A 16,049-nucleotide genomic window follows, 5' to 3' on the forward strand; every position below is an offset into this window, starting at 1 on the left:
ATTAAAATTATACAATAACAATTATTGATGGTAGTTATTATGTTATACTCATCCCACTTGAAAAATTGGCGACAATGTCTTTATTAAGTCCGCAGGTAGCCACGTATTAAGTATACGCTCTTCTCCTAAGCTGAACTTCGTATAACTACTCTTTATTTACTTCAGAGTATAATAGTTTACAATCTTTTTAATATTTTTTTATATTTATAAATAGATTTTTTTAAAAAATGCTTGTGAACTATTGTATAGTAAGGTAATTTTAAAATAGTAACAAGATAATTTAATAATGTATAATTAGAATGTTAAAATCATTAAAGCTTTTATTAGTATTAATTATGCTTGCTCAATTGTTGTCATGTACCCCTTCAGCTCCTTATGAAATTAAAAGCCCGTGCGTTTCTGCTGATATAGATGATGGTTCGAGTGTAAGCGTAAATCCTTGTATAAGAAGACCTGTTAATTCAGTAAATATAGTATAAAAGTAATAGTTTTACACAATAACAAAGTAATAATAAAAATACCTTTGATATGAATAATATATTTGGCTTCTTTAAATCAAGTAATAACTCGCAAAGCGGTGCAGGAGATACACAAACGCAAGAAAGTATTAAATCGGCTAATCCTTTAAAAATTACTCAGAATTGGTATGAAGAGCGATCTGATAAGTTACTTGTTCAACGTAACTTACTTATCATATTAATAATACTACTAACCATTTTTATGGTTATAGCAACTTTAGTAATAGCCTTTGTAGTGAAATCTAAACAGTTTGAGCCTTTTGTTATTCAGCTTAATAGTAATACCGGACGTGCCTCAGTGGTAGAACCTATTTCATCACCAGTGTTAACGGCGGATGAGTCTCTTACAAGGTATTTTATAAAGAAATACATAACGGCACGGGAAACATATAATCCGGTTGATTTTGCGACGATAGCTCGTACGACAATAAGATTATTTTCAACAAGCAGTGTTTATTACAATTATCTTGGCTATATAAGAAATAAAGATTTTGATCCTACTTTAAAATATAAAGAAGAGAATACTACATTTTTAGTAGTAAAATCATGGTCAAAAATCGCAGCAGATAAATATATAGTTAGATTTTCCGTAAATGAAACATCAGGCAACCAATTAGTTTATAATAAAATAGCGGTAGTAAGTTATGCTTATGTGCCTATGCAATTAACAGATTCAGAACTTGATGTAAATCCGGTAGGGTTTCAAGTGAACGGATATAGGGTAGACGATGACAATAGTTAGATTTTATTTTTTAGTTTTTATATTATTAAGTGGTTTTACAGTACAACGAGAATGTCCACTTGTAGATGATCCATGTAATAGTAGTAATAATTATGTAGATGATTTATCTATAACTAAAGATAATAGGATAAAAACTTATATATATAATCCAAATGAAGTTTATTTATTAGTTTTGCATTTTGGCTTTCAATCGCATATAGAATTTGCTAAAAACGAAGAAGTCCAAAATATAATTCTGGGGGATGCTTATGCTTGGAAAATAACTCCTTTGGCAAATAGATTATTTATTAAGCCTCTTGAAAAAGATATTCGTACAAATATGACTATTATAACTAATAAAAGAATATATGAATTTGATATCGCTTCTACGGAACTTATGATGGGTAACGAAAGGGATTTAGTATATGTAATTAAATTTTACTACCCTAAGAAAAATAGTAATTACATGGCAAGATTTTAATCGATGTCATTTCTGCGTAGATATGTCATTGCGAGCAGCCGTAGGCTGCGTGGCAATCTTATGAAATAATACAAACTCCTGAGATTGCGGACGTACAATTGCTCTGAGGTTTCCTCGCAATGACGGAAAAATCGATCCATGTAACAATGACAATAAAAAACACTTTAACTGATATAATTTAGATATGGCTGAAGAGCAAAATAACAATCATAATACCGGTTCTTTATCAGGAGCAGATTCTCCTGAAGTACAAAGAGAATTATCAAAAGTTTCGGTTAGCTTTAATAAGAGTATTGCGATAGTAGTCGTAATTTGTGGTATTTTTATATATATTTTTTATACTCTTTTTTTCGGTACTGAAAAAGAAGAAATACCGGAGACTCAGATACCGAGTAATATTGTAAAACCTGTTACGGAGGTTGATGATAATATTCCGGAGATTCCAAAGTTACCTGATCCGCCTAAGCTTGAGACGCCCACCGCTCCTCCACCGCCTCCCCCTCCGGTAGTAAAAGTTCCACCGGTCTTACCTCCTACTACTCCTGTAGAAGAGAATAAAGACAAAACGCTTCCATTGCCGCCGGTTTCGTTGCCTTCGACTTCAGGAACGTTAGTTGAGAGCGATGCAGAGAAGCAACGTCGTGAAGCAAAAAGAAAATCAGCTATAGTGTTAATTGGTGGTGTAGAGCCTAAAAAAACACCGGAACAGATTACGGCAGAAACGACCTTTAAAGATCGCGGTGATATGTCTTTGGTTCTCGGACGCGGTAAATTAATTGATGCAGTCCTTGAGACGGCAATAAATAGTGATCTCGGCGGTGAAATAAGAGCCATTATTAGTAGAGACGTATTTTCTGAGAAAGATAAAGTGATATTGATACCGAAAGGGTCAAAAATATTCGGTAAATATGCAACCTCAACTTCGTCCGATAGTTATGGTAGAGTTTCTATAATATGGGATAGAATCGATTTAACGAGCGGTTATACTATAGAATTCGACTCACCTGCAGTTGATAATTTAGGTAGACCGGGATTACAAGGAAGAGTTGATAATAAATATAAAGAACAATTTGCAAATGCCGTATTACAATCTGGTTTTAATATAGGGCTTGCTAAAGTCCTTGATAAGTTAGTGCCGCCTCCTATAGCTTCTCAGGCAGCGGCTACCAATAGTGCTACGGCAAAACAATTGTTAAATATTGCTCAAACTATTGCGTCTAATACCGCTATGGATGCAAATACTAGGATAGTTACAATTTGTACTAATATACTTGCTGCTATTACCGATAAAACTTCGACTGCTTATACTACTATGACTCAAGCATGTACAACCGCACAAACTGCTTCTTCAGCGAATACTGCTGAGCAGAGACTTCAAACCTTAGTACAAGCAGTTAATACGGCAGCTTCAAGTTTGCTTACTACTACCTCTATAGCATCAACTCCGACTCAAGCACAACAAGCTTCTACTCAAGCTTTTACGGATGTAACGAATGTTGTAAAAAATATGATAACTCAGCAGCAGTTTAAGCCGACGACAACGGTTAATCAAGGTACGCCGGTTAGAATATACGTTAATAAGGATTATAAATTCCCAAAAGCCGTTTTATTAAAATCGAAGGTAATGAAATGAATGAAGAATTTGCAGCCTTAGAGACGTTTTTACTTCCTTTTAAAAATTTATTTGCTGAAGACGGTATTAACGAAATTATGGTTAATAAGCCCGGAGAAGTATGGGTTGAAAAAAAAGGCGATATATATTCTAAGCAAATACCGGAACTGGATAGCGAACATCTACTTGCATTAGGGAGTTTAGTCGCTCAATCTACCGAACAGATGATTTCAGAAGAAAAACCGCTTCTTTCGGCAACGTTGCCGAATGGCTACCGTATTCAAATAGTATTTCCTCCTGCTTGTGAGATAGGACAAATCATTTATGCTATAAGAAAGCCTAGCGGTATGAATCTAACTTTAGATGAATATGCTAAAATGGGGGCATTTGATGATACTGCAACAGAGAGTTTAGTAGATGAAGATGCAGTAATTTTAAATAATTTCTTAGCTGAAAAAAAGATTAAAGAATTTATTAGACATGCAGTTGTTTCAAAGAAAAATATCATAATTAGCGGCGGTACTTCAACCGGTAAAACTACTTTTACTAATGCGGCACTCACTGAAATACCTGCAATAGAAAGATTAATTACTGTAGAAGATGCTCGTGAGGTTGTGCTATCATGCCATCCTAACAGAGTGCATTTACTGGCTTCCAAAGGAGGACAGGGGCGTGCAAATGTTACTACTCAAGATTTAATAGAGGCCTGTTTGCGTTTAAGACCAGATAGGATTATAGTAGGTGAGCTTCGAGGTAAGGAAGCTTTTAGTTTTTTGCGTGCTATTAATACAGGTCATCCCGGTTCAATATCAACACTGCATGCTGATAGTCCCGCTATGGCTATTGAGCAGTTAAAGCTTATGGTTATGCAAGCAGATCTTGGTATGCCGCCTGAAGAAGTAAAGAAGTATATTTTAGCCGTTGTAGATATCGTTGTGCAGTTAAAACGCGGTAGCGGCGGGAAAAGATATGTTTCGGAAGTATATTATAAGAAGAACAAGAACGCTGAGGGGATGGTTTAAAAACGTCATTGTGAGGAAATTACGAAGTAATTGACTAAGCACAATCTCAGGCCACAATCCTGAGATTGCCACGCTCCTTTTAGTTGCGCGCAATGACGTAAAAATTACTCCACGCAAAAACTAATATATAAGCATAAACTAGGAATATCAATTCATGGAATGGCATAAGATACTTAAAGTTACTAGAAATATATTCGGTCATGCTATAATTCATCCGGTTGTTATTTTTTGTACCATTTGGATAAGCGGTGCATTTGTTGCAATTTTTACTAATGAGGTTGGAGCTTTAGGTGTAAATATAAATGCTATAAATATTGCTTATAAGTGGGCTTATTGGCTTATTAACGTTTGGGGGCAGTTAAAAATTGCCGACTATAATTATTTAAAATTGAAGCTACTTGCCTCTCTTCTCAGTCCGGCTATTATTGTTATAATATTTTACATTAAAAATTTTGAAAGAATAAAATCATTACAATTTTTCAAACAAGATGAAAAAGTATATGGAGATGCAAGCTGGGCTAATCCGTCAGATATAGAGGCTGCAGGTCTTAGATCTAAGAAAGGTATGCTGATCGGTGTTGATGCCGGTGGATATTTTGTTGCAGACGGGTTCCAGCATGCTTTATTATTTGCTCCTACCGGTTCAGGTAAAGGTGTAGGGTTTGTGATACCTAATTTGTTATTTTGGAGTGATTCGGTAGTAGTGCATGACATAAAGCTTGAAAATCACGGGTTGACAAGTGGTTGGCGTGAGAAGCAAGGGCAGAAAGTTTTTGTATGGGAGCCTTCTAATCCTGATGGTGTTACTCATTGTTATAATCCGATTGATTGGGTTAGTACTAAGCCTGGGCAAATGGTTGATGACGTTCAAAAAATTTCAAATCTTATAATGCCGGAAAAGGATTTTTGGAATAATGAGGCACGAAGCTTATTTTTAGGCGTAACTCTATATTTAATAGCCGATCCTACTAAAACTAAATCTTTCGGTGAAGTAGTACGTACTATGAGGAGTGACGACGTAGTTTATAATCTAGCGGTCGTACTCGATACGCTTGGTGGTGTAATACATCCTGTTGCATATATGAATATTGCTGCATTTTTGCAAAAAGCCGATAAAGAGCGTTCCGGCGTAATATCTACAATGAACTCATCGCTTGAATTATGGGCAAATCCACTTATTGATTCAGCTACAGCATCTTCTGATTTCAATATACAAGAATTTAAAAAAGTCAAAACAACCGTATATGTAGGGTTAACACCCGATAATATACAGCGTTTACAAAAATTAATGCAGGTGTTTTATCAGCAGGCGACAGAATTTTTAAGCCGCAAAATGCCGGATTTAAAGGAAGAGCCGTATGGAGTAATGTTCTTACTTGACGAGTTCCCGACGCTCGGGAAGATGGATACTTTTAAAGCTGGTATAGCTTATTTTAGAGGTTATAGAGTTCGTTTATTTTTAATTATCCAAGATACACAGCAGTTAAAAGGAACATATGAAGATGCAGGGATGAATTCTTTCTTATCTAATGCAACATATCGTATTACTTTTGCCGCTAATAACTATGAAACGGCAAATTTAATATCGCAGCTTGTCGGTAATAAGACGGTAGAACAAAGATCATTTAGTAAACCTTTATTTTTTGATCTTAATATTGCTACTAGAACCCAAAACGTTTCTCAGGTTCAAAGAGCTTTACTTTTACCTCAAGAAGTAATACAGTTACCGAGAGATGAGCAAATTGTTTTAATAGAATCCTTTCCGCCTATAAAATCGCGTAAAATTAAGTATTATGAAGATAAGTTTTTTACTAGTAGATTATTACCGCCGACTTTTGTACCTACTCAAGTACCTTTTGACCCTAGGGCAAATAATAATGGGGCTTCGGAAGAGACCGAAACAATAACTGTTCCGGAAAATAATGAGTAAAATGCGTTCAGCTATTATTGATATCGGTTCAAATGCTTTAAGAGCTGTAGTTTATGAAAGTGATGAGCTTGGAGCGCCGGAAATTTTTAATTATAAATTTAGAAATTATCTTACAAATTTACTTAATTTAGATAATTTAGACGTAAAACATCAAACATATTTATCTCTACAATATCTTATTCATATTTTTACCAAACTGTCTGTTACTAATATTAGATGTGTTGCAACAGCTATACTTAGGGGGCATCCTAAAGCAGATGAATTCAAAGCTATAATTAAAAAGAGATTCAATATTGATATTGAAATTATCTCAGGTGAACGTGAAGCTTATTTAACTGCTGCCGGATTAATTTCCGGTATTAGTGATGCTTTCGGTATTGTAGCTGATCTTGGAGGTGGAAGTCTTGAGCTTGCACAGATTGGAAATAAAAAAGTCGGTAAATTAAAATCATTGCCGCTTGGTACAAAAATTATTGTTAGTAGCAATTTTGGTGATGTCGGGCTGATTACTAAAATGCTAGAGGAAGAATTTGGAGTTGCACATTATCCTAATTTATATTTAATTGGTGGTGCATTACGTCTAATGAGCCGTATATACATGGAGTCTATAAATTATCCCCTTAAAAATTTACATAATTTTGAAATAAATCGTGTAGAGTTTGAGTTATATTTAGAGAAATTATCGCAAATCGATAAATTAAAGCTGAGTTATTACGAGCAGAAAGTCATAAATTATAATGCAGTTTTAGTAATAAAAGCAATGATTAAGGTATTTTCACCGGAAAAAATTATTATCTCAAATTACGGTTTAAAAGAAGGAGTAAGATTTGACTCGTTGCCGTCTCATGAAACAGAAAAAGATATTATTTATGAGAGGGTGAAGAGATTAGTAAAATTTGATAGAAATATATGTAAAATTGAAAAATATATTGAAGCAGTACAATATCTTTTAATTAATGCCGATGCCACAACTCTTATTGTTATTGAACTCGCTATAATGCTAGCACAATATAATAAAAATATTGATAAAACGCTTAGAGCAAATTTTGTTTCGGAATTTATATTATCTTCAGACATTCCTTTTAGTCATAGACAGCGTCTTATGCTAGGTATTGCCCTTACGGTTACTTATACTGCTAAAACTGACATGCAGATTAATAAAATAGCTAAGAAAATGATTAGTAAAAGTGATTATTATAACAGTCATATAATCGGTTATTATATAAAAATTGCTAGAGAAATTGATGGGCCAGAATTTCAAGAGCCTTCTTTTTCGATTAAATTAAAAGACGATAAATTTTTACAAATTAATGCTTCAAATATCTTGCCTAAACAAGTCTTTGAAAAGGTTTGTGAACGTTTAAAAGATATAAGTTCTGCTAGAAAAAATATTAGGTATAATTTTAGTGATTAGGTTTTTTTTGTTATAGTGCCGGATAGTTTTCGAAAAGCCAGTGATGTCATACCTGCGAAAGCAGGGATACAGGCTAAAAAAATCTTGATTGCAAAGATTTTTTTATTAGATTGGTTCACTTTTAAAGTAAAATCTTTAAAAAGCTTTAAAGTACTGGATTCCTGCTTGCGTAGGTATGACATAAAAAGCGCCACACAACAATAGCTAAATTAATTACGCTCCATCAAATGTGTCACAATTATATTCCTTGGTACATCCTATAATAGTAGATTCCATTTTAGGAACTATGTGTTCCTCCCAAAAATCTGCCAGCGGTTGCATTGCATTAATAATAAGTGAATCTTCGATGGAATGCAATAAATTATCTATATTAATTTCTAGATACCTAACTATGAACTCTGCAGCGCTATCATCTGATTCTCTGTGTATAAGATTTCCAATTCTTTCTAAGTAGTAAACTTGCTCGCTAGTAAGATCTTTATCTTTTATTATTTGCGGTAGAATCTTGGTTAATATACATTGCAATTGAACTTTTTGATCAGTTGCAAATTATTCATAATAATCCTGTTCGTTTACACAAGGTAATTTTAGTAAATTAATAATTAAATTGGTCACATAATATGGGCATGAGAATTAGTTTTTATAACTTCCTCTAATTCTCTTGTATCTGTTCCGGTCTCTAATGATTAAAGTAAAATATAGGTAATATAGTCTCGTTTTTTAAATATTTAATCAATTCTTTATTATCGTTATATTTACTACTAATTTCATTTTTTTCCTCTGGTGTTAATATTAAATTTGCCGTTAAATCAAGTATTGGTTTTGCCGCTCTACTATATTCATATGAACTATTAATTAAGCGCTTTAAGCTTTCAAAATTTTTAGGCAAAAATATTTTATCATCATTTTGATATGGTACATTTTTTACGAAATCTGTTTTCAAAATTTGAAAACTATTATTTAGTGGGATACTTGCATTGTATAAAATTTTCTCTATTGCATAATGTCCAAATTCATGTGCTATTATTGATTCTAAATTTAATTTTTCTGCGCCTATACATATTAGGTTATTGTCTCAATCGTAATGAGAAAATTATTTATTATCAAATATTATTTTTAGGCTATCTTGCACTTTAATATTAACCGCTGCTATATAGGCTAATAACTTATTTGTAGGCCCCTATTGCAAAAGCTTTGTATAGTTATGAAGAATTATATTGTCATTTAAATCGCTTACATTGTAAGTCCTTGTCATTAAAATAGTAATATCAGAGTTTTCGCTATATGCAATCGGTGATCATTTTTCTATTTTAAATTTTGCAATATTAAGTTCTTCAATATTTATCTCAATTTTATTATCTTCAATAAAGCTTTTAAACTCTTGAAAACTTAAATAACTAGCTAATTTTTTAATTCAAATCCTTCTATTTTAAATTCACTAATTGCATTGTTATTGTGCTCCTCAATCGTTCTCTTCTTAAACTTAATCAACTCTTGCAACATGCTGCTTTTTGTATCTCTATATTGTATAGTATCAAAATTTATAAATGCTGCTACATCAAGCATAGATGTATCATCGATGTTATGTATATATCTATCGTATTCAGCAGAAGTAAAGTGGCTAGGGTTAGCATAAGAAATAATAAGTGTATATGCTTCTAGATCAAATGACGTAATGGCATGATGTAACCCTAACAAATTATAGCTGTTCTTAGATGCTAAAAATTGATTTTATTTCGTCATATTTTTTAGTTTTTATAAAATTTTTTATTAGCTTATTCAAAGCTGTTGTGGGTCATTGTGAATAATATTCAGATGGTAAAGAAATGTTTTATATCCTATCAAGTTGTTATATTTCATGGTAATATGTTTTAAATAGTATATCTTTCTATTTGTAAAGAAATAATTTTAATTACATTAACGAACATTAACATCTTATTAAGCTCTCTTAGTCTACCTCCCAAATCATTATATAATCCTGAAAACAATAAATATATTAGGATATATGATAAAAAATTATCGGAAAAAGTTTTGGAAGAATAGTACTACCAAATCACAAAATTTTATTGAACTAAACGACATTGCATATGGTAATTTAATCAGAGTCGACATAGAAGCTTATCGAGAAAATGTTATAGTATATAGATGTATTAATTTAATTGCACAATCGGCGGGACATGTTCCGTGGAAAGTGCTTAAAAGTAAAACCGGAGAAGTAATATTTAGACTATCCGGTGCATTATTTACTAACAAAACCGAATCCCAAAAAAGCCGGAGCGGATTTTGTTAGTGAGCTAATTGCAAGCAAATTATTATTCGGTAATAGTTATATTTTATCAGCTCTAGACTCGTACCCTAAAGAGATTTACTTACTACCGGCTCTTGTTACGGAACTGGTTATAGAACATAACAATTTAGTTTCTTATTTTGATTTGAAATTATTTGTCCGTTAATTCTTGCAGTACCGAAAATTAGCGGTATAGGTTCGCCGTAATTAGCTGTTACATATTTAAAACTTTCTTTGAAATTTTTAATATTTTCATATTCTATCGGTTCGTGATTTAGTTAATCTAAATACTCACCAAGCATTTTGCCGACAAATCTTCCCACGCTTGAAAATATGCCGCCGCCAAATGCATTTCCAACAGTACCGCCAAGCGAACTAAAAAAACTTCCAAACATATTTACCATATTATAATTTAATATGGATTGATATTAGCAGTATGATGTGATAACACTAATATATGTCATTCCTGCGAAAGCGGGAATCTAGGAAAACATATAAAAAAACAAGCTTTTATATGTTTATTTTGTCAAACATGTACCAATTATTAAGGTTATTTTTTCTGGATTCCCGTTTTCGTAGGAATGACATAGAAAATCACAGGGTGATATGCTGCCTTTAAAAAAATGGAAATCATAAATGTTTAAAAAATATATATTTATTCTAATATTATTTATTGCTTCTATAGCTCGTGCAGAAATTATAGAAGTGGATAGTTTAAATAAAATAAAACAAGATTTTAAAGAAAATTATAATAAAAATTATGTACCTCAGGATTTATTAGTAGTAACGGTTCTAGATGAATTTTTGTTTAAGTCTTTAGTGCCTATCGTTACACAGCTTGATAAAGACATTTATCTTACTACACTAACTCCTCTTTTACGTAATATTAATAAAAATTCAAAAACTATTTATATAAAGCAATTGATTTTAACTAATGATAGTTATAAGAAAGAATTACAAGAATCGGATTTTCCAAATTTTGTAAATGAAATAAGTAATAGTAAAATCCCCATAATAGCAGTAAATGATGGGTTTACCGGTAATTTTAATAATATTCCTAAATTTGAGATATGGTTTGCCGATTATTTAAAGAAAAATTTCGATATTGATTTTTCAAATAGTTTTCCAAACAATAATTATATTATTTTTAATAATTTAGACAGTTTTGCTAATACTTATCCGGTATTTTATAAGGGTATACTGACGAGTAATAATATATCGGAAGCGGAAATGATGCTCAATTTCCTTATTCAAATGAATTTTATACCGAAATGCTTTATAATGATTAGTAGTAGCATAGAATTGCTAAGCTCAATGGAATTGCAACTTAGTAGTTATAGTTCTAATATATTATTTATTGGTTATCATTATAATAATAAAAATACTCCGAAAAATAAAGATGTTGCATATTATACTAAACTGATTAATGATTTAATATCTCAAATAAATAAGCTAAAAAGAAATAATCCACCTTTAAAGAATAATAATGCAAAAGGTAAAAATCCTTATGACACGAATAAATAAAGTTTTATTGAGTTTACTTTGCTTAGTTATTTCGTATGCGGGCTACGGTCAAATTATTCCTACTTACTCCGTAGATTCAGTAACAATGAAAAACTTATTACCGAAGATAGATGCAGATACGCTGGTACTTATAAATATAGATAATACTATCATAACACCGAAATCCAAATTATTTCGATATCAGGATAATTCTTATATAAATTTTACTAAATATTTATATAGTCTTGCAGCGGATAACGCATCAGTTAATAAAACTATTGCAAAATTGATAGTGCAGCGTCAGATGATGCTTGTTGAATCTAAATGGGTAGATTTAATTAATAAGATGAAACAGCAAGGTGCAACGGTTTTAGGTCTTCAGGAAATAACGGCCCCATGTAATTTAATTGAAAATTATGAAGGATGGTTATATACCTTACTTTACGGACTCAATATTAATTTTACTAATAAAGTTAATGATAAAGATGTATTTAGATTTAATCCAAGCGATGCTGAAGCCCCTATTTTTTATTTAGGTATAATATTTACCGGTAATATAAATAGAGTAAAAGCTCTTATAGAGTTCTTAAAAATTATACCGAAACAACCTAAAAAAATAGTAATTTTTGCAAATAATAAAAAAGATTTAGAAAATATGGACTCTTATTTAAGTATGGTTGATATAGGATATTATGGAATTGAATATTTGGGGTGGCAAATGTTACCGGGGTCACCTGATCATCAAATCGCTGAGTTGCAGCAATCTACGTTTTTAAATACCGGTCAGTGGTTAGAAGATGATACAGCTGCAAAGATGTTAAATAAATAATTATGAATGACAATTTAATTAATGCTTTAAAAGATTTAATTATTAATACCGGCAAGATTGCACTAGATATAAAAAAGGCAGGAATGTTGACTGATATTAAATCAGATGGGTCAGTAGTCACTAATGCCGATAAAGAAATTAGTAAAATAATTTATCAAACTCTACAAACCTTAACCTCTCAAATAGCTATAGTATGTGAAGAGCAGCCGCTACCTATATTCAGCAGTGATACTTTTTGGTTAATCGATCCTATTGATGGGACATGGAGCTATGTAAACGGTAAAAGTACATATACGGTCAATATAGGGCTTATTGAAAACGGTTTTCCAACCATCGGCTTGATATATCACCCTGAAACAGCAAAGCTATATTATACTGATGTAAACGGTCGGTTAAAAATCGAACAGAATTCTAAAGAAATATTTGTTAATCATGAACCGAAACATGAAGAGCTTAATGCGGTAATAGGTTTTTATAATTCAAATAAAGCTACTAAAGAATTTTTAAGTAAGTATTCATTCGGTCAAATAAATGCAATAGGCAGTTCAATGAAACTATGCTTAATTGCTGAAGGAGCAGCTGATATATATCCAAAATTCGGTCAAACTATGGAATGGGACATAGCGGCAGGTCATGCTTTAATTAAAGCCGGCGGTGGTAATATTTTAGATACGCATGGACAAGAAATTACTTACGGTAAAGAAAGTTTTGCTAATCCTAATTTTTTCGCCTGTAGTAAATATTGGTTGGAAAGGGAGGCAAGGTTGCATAGATACTAGATCGTCATTGCAAGCAGCAGTAGGCTGCGTGGCAATCTCATGAAATAATAACAAACTCTTGAGATTGCTTTGTCAAAATTTGCAGTTTTTCCTCGCAATGATGAAAAAACTGATCCACGCAAGCACTGCCAAACTCGCATCAAACCAACTTCTTTAACTCATAAATTAACTCAAGTGCTTCTTTAGGGGATAGTTTATCAGGATCGATAGTGCTGAATTTTTTATCTAATTTGCTGCTTATAGTAGTTTTATTAGGTTCAAGATAAAACAAACTCAAATTATTTGATTCCGTTGATAAAATATTTTTTCCTTTACCTGTAGAAGTTTTTTCAAATTTAAGCAGAATCTGCTCAGCTCTGTTTATAACACTCGCAGGAAGACCGGCAAGAGCCGCAACATGAAGACCGTAGGACCTATCGGCAGCACCTGATATAATATTATGTAAAAATAGAATATCTTTACCTGACTCCTCAATAGCAATAGTATAATTTTGCAAAGCCGGCAGGAAATTACTCATAACGGTTAGCTCATGATAGTGCGTTGCAAATAAACAGCGACATTTCAGCTTATCATGAATATATTCAAGCACCGACCATGCTATAGATACCCCGTCATAAGTGGATGTGCCTCTACCTACCTCATCAAGTATGATTAGTGAGTTTTTTGTAGATTGAGCAAGAATTGCCGAGGTTTCAAGCATCTCTGCCATAAAGGTCGATTGTCCCTTAATTAAGTCATCGGCAGCACCTATTCGGCTAAATATTTTGTCGACTACCCCTATTTTAGCACTTTTTGCCGGCACAAACGAACCTATTTGAGCAATGATTGCAATAATGGCGTTTTGACGTAAAAAAGTACTTTTACCTGCCATATTAGGACCGGTAATTAACCAAATACGCTCAAGCTCTGATAAATGACAATCATTATATACAAAGCTTTTGCTTTCTCGCTGTAGTGCTTTCTCTACTACAGGATGCCGTCCTTTAACGATATCAAAGCTTAAATCATCGGTAAACTCAGGCTTAACATAATCATATTCATCAGCGATGTAAGCAAAATTACAAAATACGTCAAGCCCGCTTAAGGAGCTTGCAAGCATTCGTAAATAGGAAGCTTTTTCGATTACTTGGCTACAAATATCCGCATATAATTCTTTTTCTAAGCTTATTACTAAGGTTTTAGCATTGACTAACTCACTTTCAAGCTTTTGTAGTTCAGCAGTAGTGTAACGAACATGATTAACCGTTGTTTGACGGTGAATAAATTTGGGATCAAGGATTTTATTAACATTTTTAGCGGTGATATCGATAAAAAGCCCTATAACATTATTATGAGATATTTTTAAACTGTCTATTCCCGTTTCTTTGCGATATTGATCTTTTAGCTTTTCAATATATAATTTTCCGTTATTAATTAAATCATGTAATTGGGCTACTTTCGGATGATATTCATGTTTTATTATACCTCCGTCATTTAAATTATTCGGTGCATCTTCTCGTATTGTTTCGTCTATTAAATTATATAATTCTGCATCACCTGATAGAGGTTTAATAATTTTTTCGATAAAATCAGGTAAATTAAAACCGTAAGCGTCAAAGAATACTCCTTTAATAATCGTTGCCGTTTCTAAAGTATATTTAATGCTAAGTAAATCACGACCTGAACTTCTGTTCATCGTAATACGTGTTAAGCAGCGTTCTATATCACTAGTTTTTTTTAGAAGTTCTCTAATTTTTTTTACTATTTCTAAGTTGGAATAAAAGAACTCGGTAATATTTAAACGATGATTTATTTTAGCAATGTTGGTTAAAGGACTTGAAAGAAAATTATATAGTAAACGTCCACCTTGTTTAGTAACCGTATGATTAAGGGTGCTTAATAAACTTCCTTGCGAGCCGCCTTGTGAGTTTGTGACAATTTCAAGGTTGCGTCTAGTAGAGAAATCAATAGTCATATAGCTATGAAATTTGATAATTCTAGGGATTGGCAAATGAGGAATATTTTGTTTTTGCGTTAACGATAAATATTCTAAAACGCTACCTATGGCACAAATTTGACTACTAGATATCTCGCCGATTCCTTTAATATCTTTCATTTTATAAAAATCTAAAATGATTTTTTCGCATTTATTAATCGCAAAAAAACTATCAACTTGATAGGTAATACGAAAATTTAATTGTTTGAAAATACTATCCGCAAGATTAGAAGATCTCAGATTTTCGCTAAGCAGAATTTCACGAGGTTTTAAACGAGCCAGCTCATTAAGAATTTCCGTTTCCGGTACATTAACTACAACAATTTCGGAAGTAGAAAGATCAACATAACAAAGGCTAGCTGTTTCTTTATTTTTCGGTATTACGAGACTTGCTAAATAATTAGGTTCGGCTGAAGCAATTAAATTTTCTTCAATTATAGTTCCCGGAGTTATAATACGTGTAACATCCCTAGTAACGACCGCTTTATAACCGCCTCTATTCTTTGCTTCTTCAGGTGTTTCTAGTTGATCACAAATAGCAACCTTATAATTTGCTTCAATTAACTTAGTTAAATAATTCTCAAGGGCATGATAAGGTACCCCGCACATCGCAATTTCTTCTTCGCCGTTTTTGCCCCGCTTTGTTAAAGCAATGCCAAGTACATTGCTTGCTAGAATTGCATCTTCATAGAACATTTCATAAAAATCACCCATTCTAAATAGTAGTAAACAATCTAAATGAGCAAATTTAATGTCTAGATATTGCTGCATCATTTTCGTTGCAACATCGTAATTATATTTTTGTTTCAACTCTTGAAGATTCATATTAAGCAGCATAATTTATATTATAGTTTGGCTTTATTGCATGGACACCGAATCGTCATTGCGAGCGACTGCAAGAAGCGTAGCAATCTTATGGAATAGTGCAAAATATGCCTGAGATTGCCACGTCGAGGCTTTGCCTCTCCTCGCAATGAC

17 protein-coding genes are annotated in these 16,049 nt (G+C 32.5%); 12 read left to right on the forward strand and 5 right to left on the reverse strand.

The features are described 5' to 3' along the window. The first annotated feature begins 299 nt into the window (after window positions 1-299). The 7 genes from RC_RS01965 (at window position 300) to RC_RS01995 (ending at window position 7,698) form a co-directional block, all read left to right on the forward strand. Window positions 300-479 carry a DUF2706 domain-containing protein gene (locus tag RC_RS01965; protein WP_010977041.1) on the forward strand — a complete coding sequence of 60 codons (180 nt, stop codon included), beginning with the start codon at window positions 300-302 and terminating at the stop codon, window positions 477-479. Between the two features lie 49 nt (window positions 480-528). Then, window positions 529-1,260, forward strand: coding sequence for a virB8 family protein (locus RC_RS01970; RefSeq protein WP_010977042.1), 732 nt, complete (start codon window positions 529-531; stop codon window positions 1,258-1,260). Further along, window positions 1,247-1,720 (forward strand): TrbG/VirB9 family P-type conjugative transfer protein, encoded by a 474-nt coding sequence (locus tag RC_RS01975; RefSeq protein WP_004996190.1) that lies wholly within the window; start codon window positions 1,247-1,249, stop codon window positions 1,718-1,720. Before RC_RS01970 ends, RC_RS01975 begins: the two co-directional genes overlap by 14 nt. Window positions 1,721-1,904: 184 nt before the next feature. Then, window positions 1,905-3,353 (forward strand): TrbI/VirB10 family protein, encoded by a 1,449-nt coding sequence (locus RC_RS01980; RefSeq protein WP_010977043.1) that lies wholly within the window; start codon window positions 1,905-1,907, stop codon window positions 3,351-3,353. Next, entirely contained in the window at window positions 3,350-4,354 is a 1,005-nt protein-coding gene (gene virB11 / locus RC_RS01985) for a P-type DNA transfer ATPase VirB11 (protein WP_010977044.1), read from the forward strand. The genes RC_RS01980 and virB11 overlap by 4 nt, the downstream gene beginning before the upstream one ends. A 154-nt stretch (window positions 4,355-4,508) precedes the next feature. Further along, a complete protein-coding gene (locus tag RC_RS01990) occupies window positions 4,509-6,284 on the forward strand; it encodes a type IV secretory system conjugative DNA transfer family protein (RefSeq protein ID WP_010977045.1) in 1,776 nt (591 codons plus the stop codon). A gap of 1 nt (window position 6,285) precedes the next feature. Next, entirely contained in the window at window positions 6,286-7,698 is a 1,413-nt protein-coding gene (locus RC_RS01995; protein WP_029374443.1) for a Ppx/GppA phosphatase family protein, read from the forward strand. On the opposite strand, the gene RC_RS10980 is transcribed toward RC_RS01995, so the two are convergent. The 3 genes from RC_RS10980 to RC_RS02015 all read right to left on the reverse strand — a co-directional run bounded on the left by RC_RS10980 (window position 7,695) and on the right by RC_RS02015 (window position 9,396). Next, window positions 7,695-7,880 (reverse strand): hypothetical protein, encoded by a 186-nt coding sequence (locus tag RC_RS10980; protein WP_016830698.1) that lies wholly within the window; start codon window positions 7,878-7,880, stop codon window positions 7,695-7,697. The two genes, RC_RS01995 and RC_RS10980, sit on opposite strands and share 4 nt — an antisense overlap. A 497-nt stretch (window positions 7,881-8,377) precedes the next feature. Next, on the reverse strand, window positions 8,378-8,641 hold the full coding sequence (locus RC_RS02010; protein WP_010977048.1) for a hypothetical protein: 264 nt from the start codon (window positions 8,639-8,641) through the stop codon (window positions 8,378-8,380). A gap of 458 nt (window positions 8,642-9,099) precedes the next feature. Continuing rightward, window positions 9,100-9,396 (reverse strand): hypothetical protein, encoded by a 297-nt coding sequence (locus RC_RS02015; protein ID WP_010977049.1) that lies wholly within the window; start codon window positions 9,394-9,396, stop codon window positions 9,100-9,102. A 307-nt stretch (window positions 9,397-9,703) separates the two neighbouring features. Here RC_RS02015 and RC_RS10140 point away from each other — a divergent pair, with 307 nt between their 5' ends. Continuing rightward, window positions 9,704-9,988, forward strand: a complete 285-nt coding sequence (locus RC_RS10140) for a hypothetical protein (protein ID WP_010977050.1) — start codon at window positions 9,704-9,706, stop codon at window positions 9,986-9,988. Next, window positions 9,933-10,151: a hypothetical protein gene (locus tag RC_RS10985; protein WP_010977051.1), complete on the forward strand. Its 219-nt coding sequence runs from the start codon at window positions 9,933-9,935 to the stop codon at window positions 10,149-10,151. The genes RC_RS10140 and RC_RS10985 overlap by 56 nt, the downstream gene beginning before the upstream one ends. A gap of 112 nt (window positions 10,152-10,263) precedes the next feature. Here the strand turns inward: RC_RS10985 and RC_RS02025 are convergent, their stop codons facing one another. Next, entirely contained in the window at window positions 10,264-10,389 is a 126-nt protein-coding gene (locus tag RC_RS02025; RefSeq protein WP_016830699.1) for a hypothetical protein, read from the reverse strand. A 232-nt stretch (window positions 10,390-10,621) separates the two neighbouring features. Between RC_RS02025 and RC_RS02030 the strand changes: the two genes are divergently transcribed. The 3 genes from RC_RS02030 to RC_RS02040 are packed head-to-tail and all read left to right on the forward strand — an operon-like array spanning window position 10,622 to window position 13,096. Next, on the forward strand, window positions 10,622-11,509 hold the full coding sequence (locus RC_RS02030) for a DUF2608 domain-containing protein (protein WP_010977052.1): 888 nt from the start codon (window positions 10,622-10,624) through the stop codon (window positions 11,507-11,509). Further along, complete coding sequence (locus tag RC_RS02035; RefSeq protein WP_010977053.1) at window positions 11,472-12,317, forward strand: DUF2608 domain-containing protein; 846 nt, start codon at window positions 11,472-11,474, stop codon at window positions 12,315-12,317. Before RC_RS02030 ends, RC_RS02035 begins: the two co-directional genes overlap by 38 nt. Window positions 12,318-12,319: 2 nt before the next feature. After that, entirely contained in the window at window positions 12,320-13,096 is a 777-nt protein-coding gene (locus tag RC_RS02040; protein WP_010977054.1) for a 3'(2'),5'-bisphosphate nucleotidase CysQ family protein, read from the forward strand. A 139-nt stretch (window positions 13,097-13,235) separates the two neighbouring features. Here the strand turns inward: RC_RS02040 and mutS are convergent, their stop codons facing one another. Beyond that, window positions 13,236-15,896, reverse strand: a complete 2,661-nt coding sequence (gene mutS, locus RC_RS02045; protein ID WP_041471761.1) for a DNA mismatch repair protein MutS — start codon at window positions 15,894-15,896, stop codon at window positions 13,236-13,238. Between the last annotated feature and the right edge of the window lie 153 nt (window positions 15,897-16,049).

The sequence above is a fragment of the Rickettsia conorii str. Malish 7 genome (assembly GCF_000007025.1).
GTDB classification, from domain to species: Bacteria; Pseudomonadota; Alphaproteobacteria; order Rickettsiales; family Rickettsiaceae; genus Rickettsia; species Rickettsia rickettsii.

Bases quoted from the DNA above. Each gene is read 5' to 3' on its own strand.
- RC_RS02025 (WP_016830699.1), bottom strand. From the start codon at position 10,389: ATGGTAAATATGTTTGGAAGTTTTTTTAGTTCGCTTGGCGGTACTGTT.
- RC_RS01980 (WP_010977043.1), top strand. From the start codon at position 1,905: ATGGCTGAAGAGCAAAATAACAATCATAATACCGGTTCTTTATCAGGA.
- virB11 (WP_010977044.1), top strand. From the start codon at position 3,350: ATGAATGAAGAATTTGCAGCCTTAGAGACGTTTTTACTTCCTTTTAAA.
- RC_RS01995 (WP_029374443.1), top strand. From the start codon at position 6,286: ATGCGTTCAGCTATTATTGATATCGGTTCAAATGCTTTAAGAGCTGTA.
- RC_RS10980 (WP_016830698.1), bottom strand. From the start codon at position 7,880: ATGTCATACCTACGCAAGCAGGAATCCAGTACTTTAAAGCTTTTTAAA.
- RC_RS01970 (WP_010977042.1), top strand. From the start codon at position 529: ATGAATAATATATTTGGCTTCTTTAAATCAAGTAATAACTCGCAAAGC.
- RC_RS10140 (WP_010977050.1), top strand. From the start codon at position 9,704: ATGATAAAAAATTATCGGAAAAAGTTTTGGAAGAATAGTACTACCAAA.
- RC_RS02035 (WP_010977053.1), top strand. From the start codon at position 11,472: ATGCAAAAGGTAAAAATCCTTATGACACGAATAAATAAAGTTTTATTG.
- RC_RS01965 (WP_010977041.1), top strand. From the start codon at position 300: ATGTTAAAATCATTAAAGCTTTTATTAGTATTAATTATGCTTGCTCAA.
- RC_RS02040 (WP_010977054.1), top strand. From the start codon at position 12,320: ATGAATGACAATTTAATTAATGCTTTAAAAGATTTAATTATTAATACC.
- RC_RS01975 (WP_004996190.1), top strand. From the start codon at position 1,247: ATGACAATAGTTAGATTTTATTTTTTAGTTTTTATATTATTAAGTGGT.
- RC_RS02030 (WP_010977052.1), top strand. From the start codon at position 10,622: ATGTTTAAAAAATATATATTTATTCTAATATTATTTATTGCTTCTATA.
- mutS (WP_041471761.1), bottom strand. From the start codon at position 15,896: ATGAATCTTCAAGAGTTGAAACAAAAATATAATTACGATGTTGCAACG.
- RC_RS01990 (WP_010977045.1), top strand. From the start codon at position 4,509: ATGGAATGGCATAAGATACTTAAAGTTACTAGAAATATATTCGGTCAT.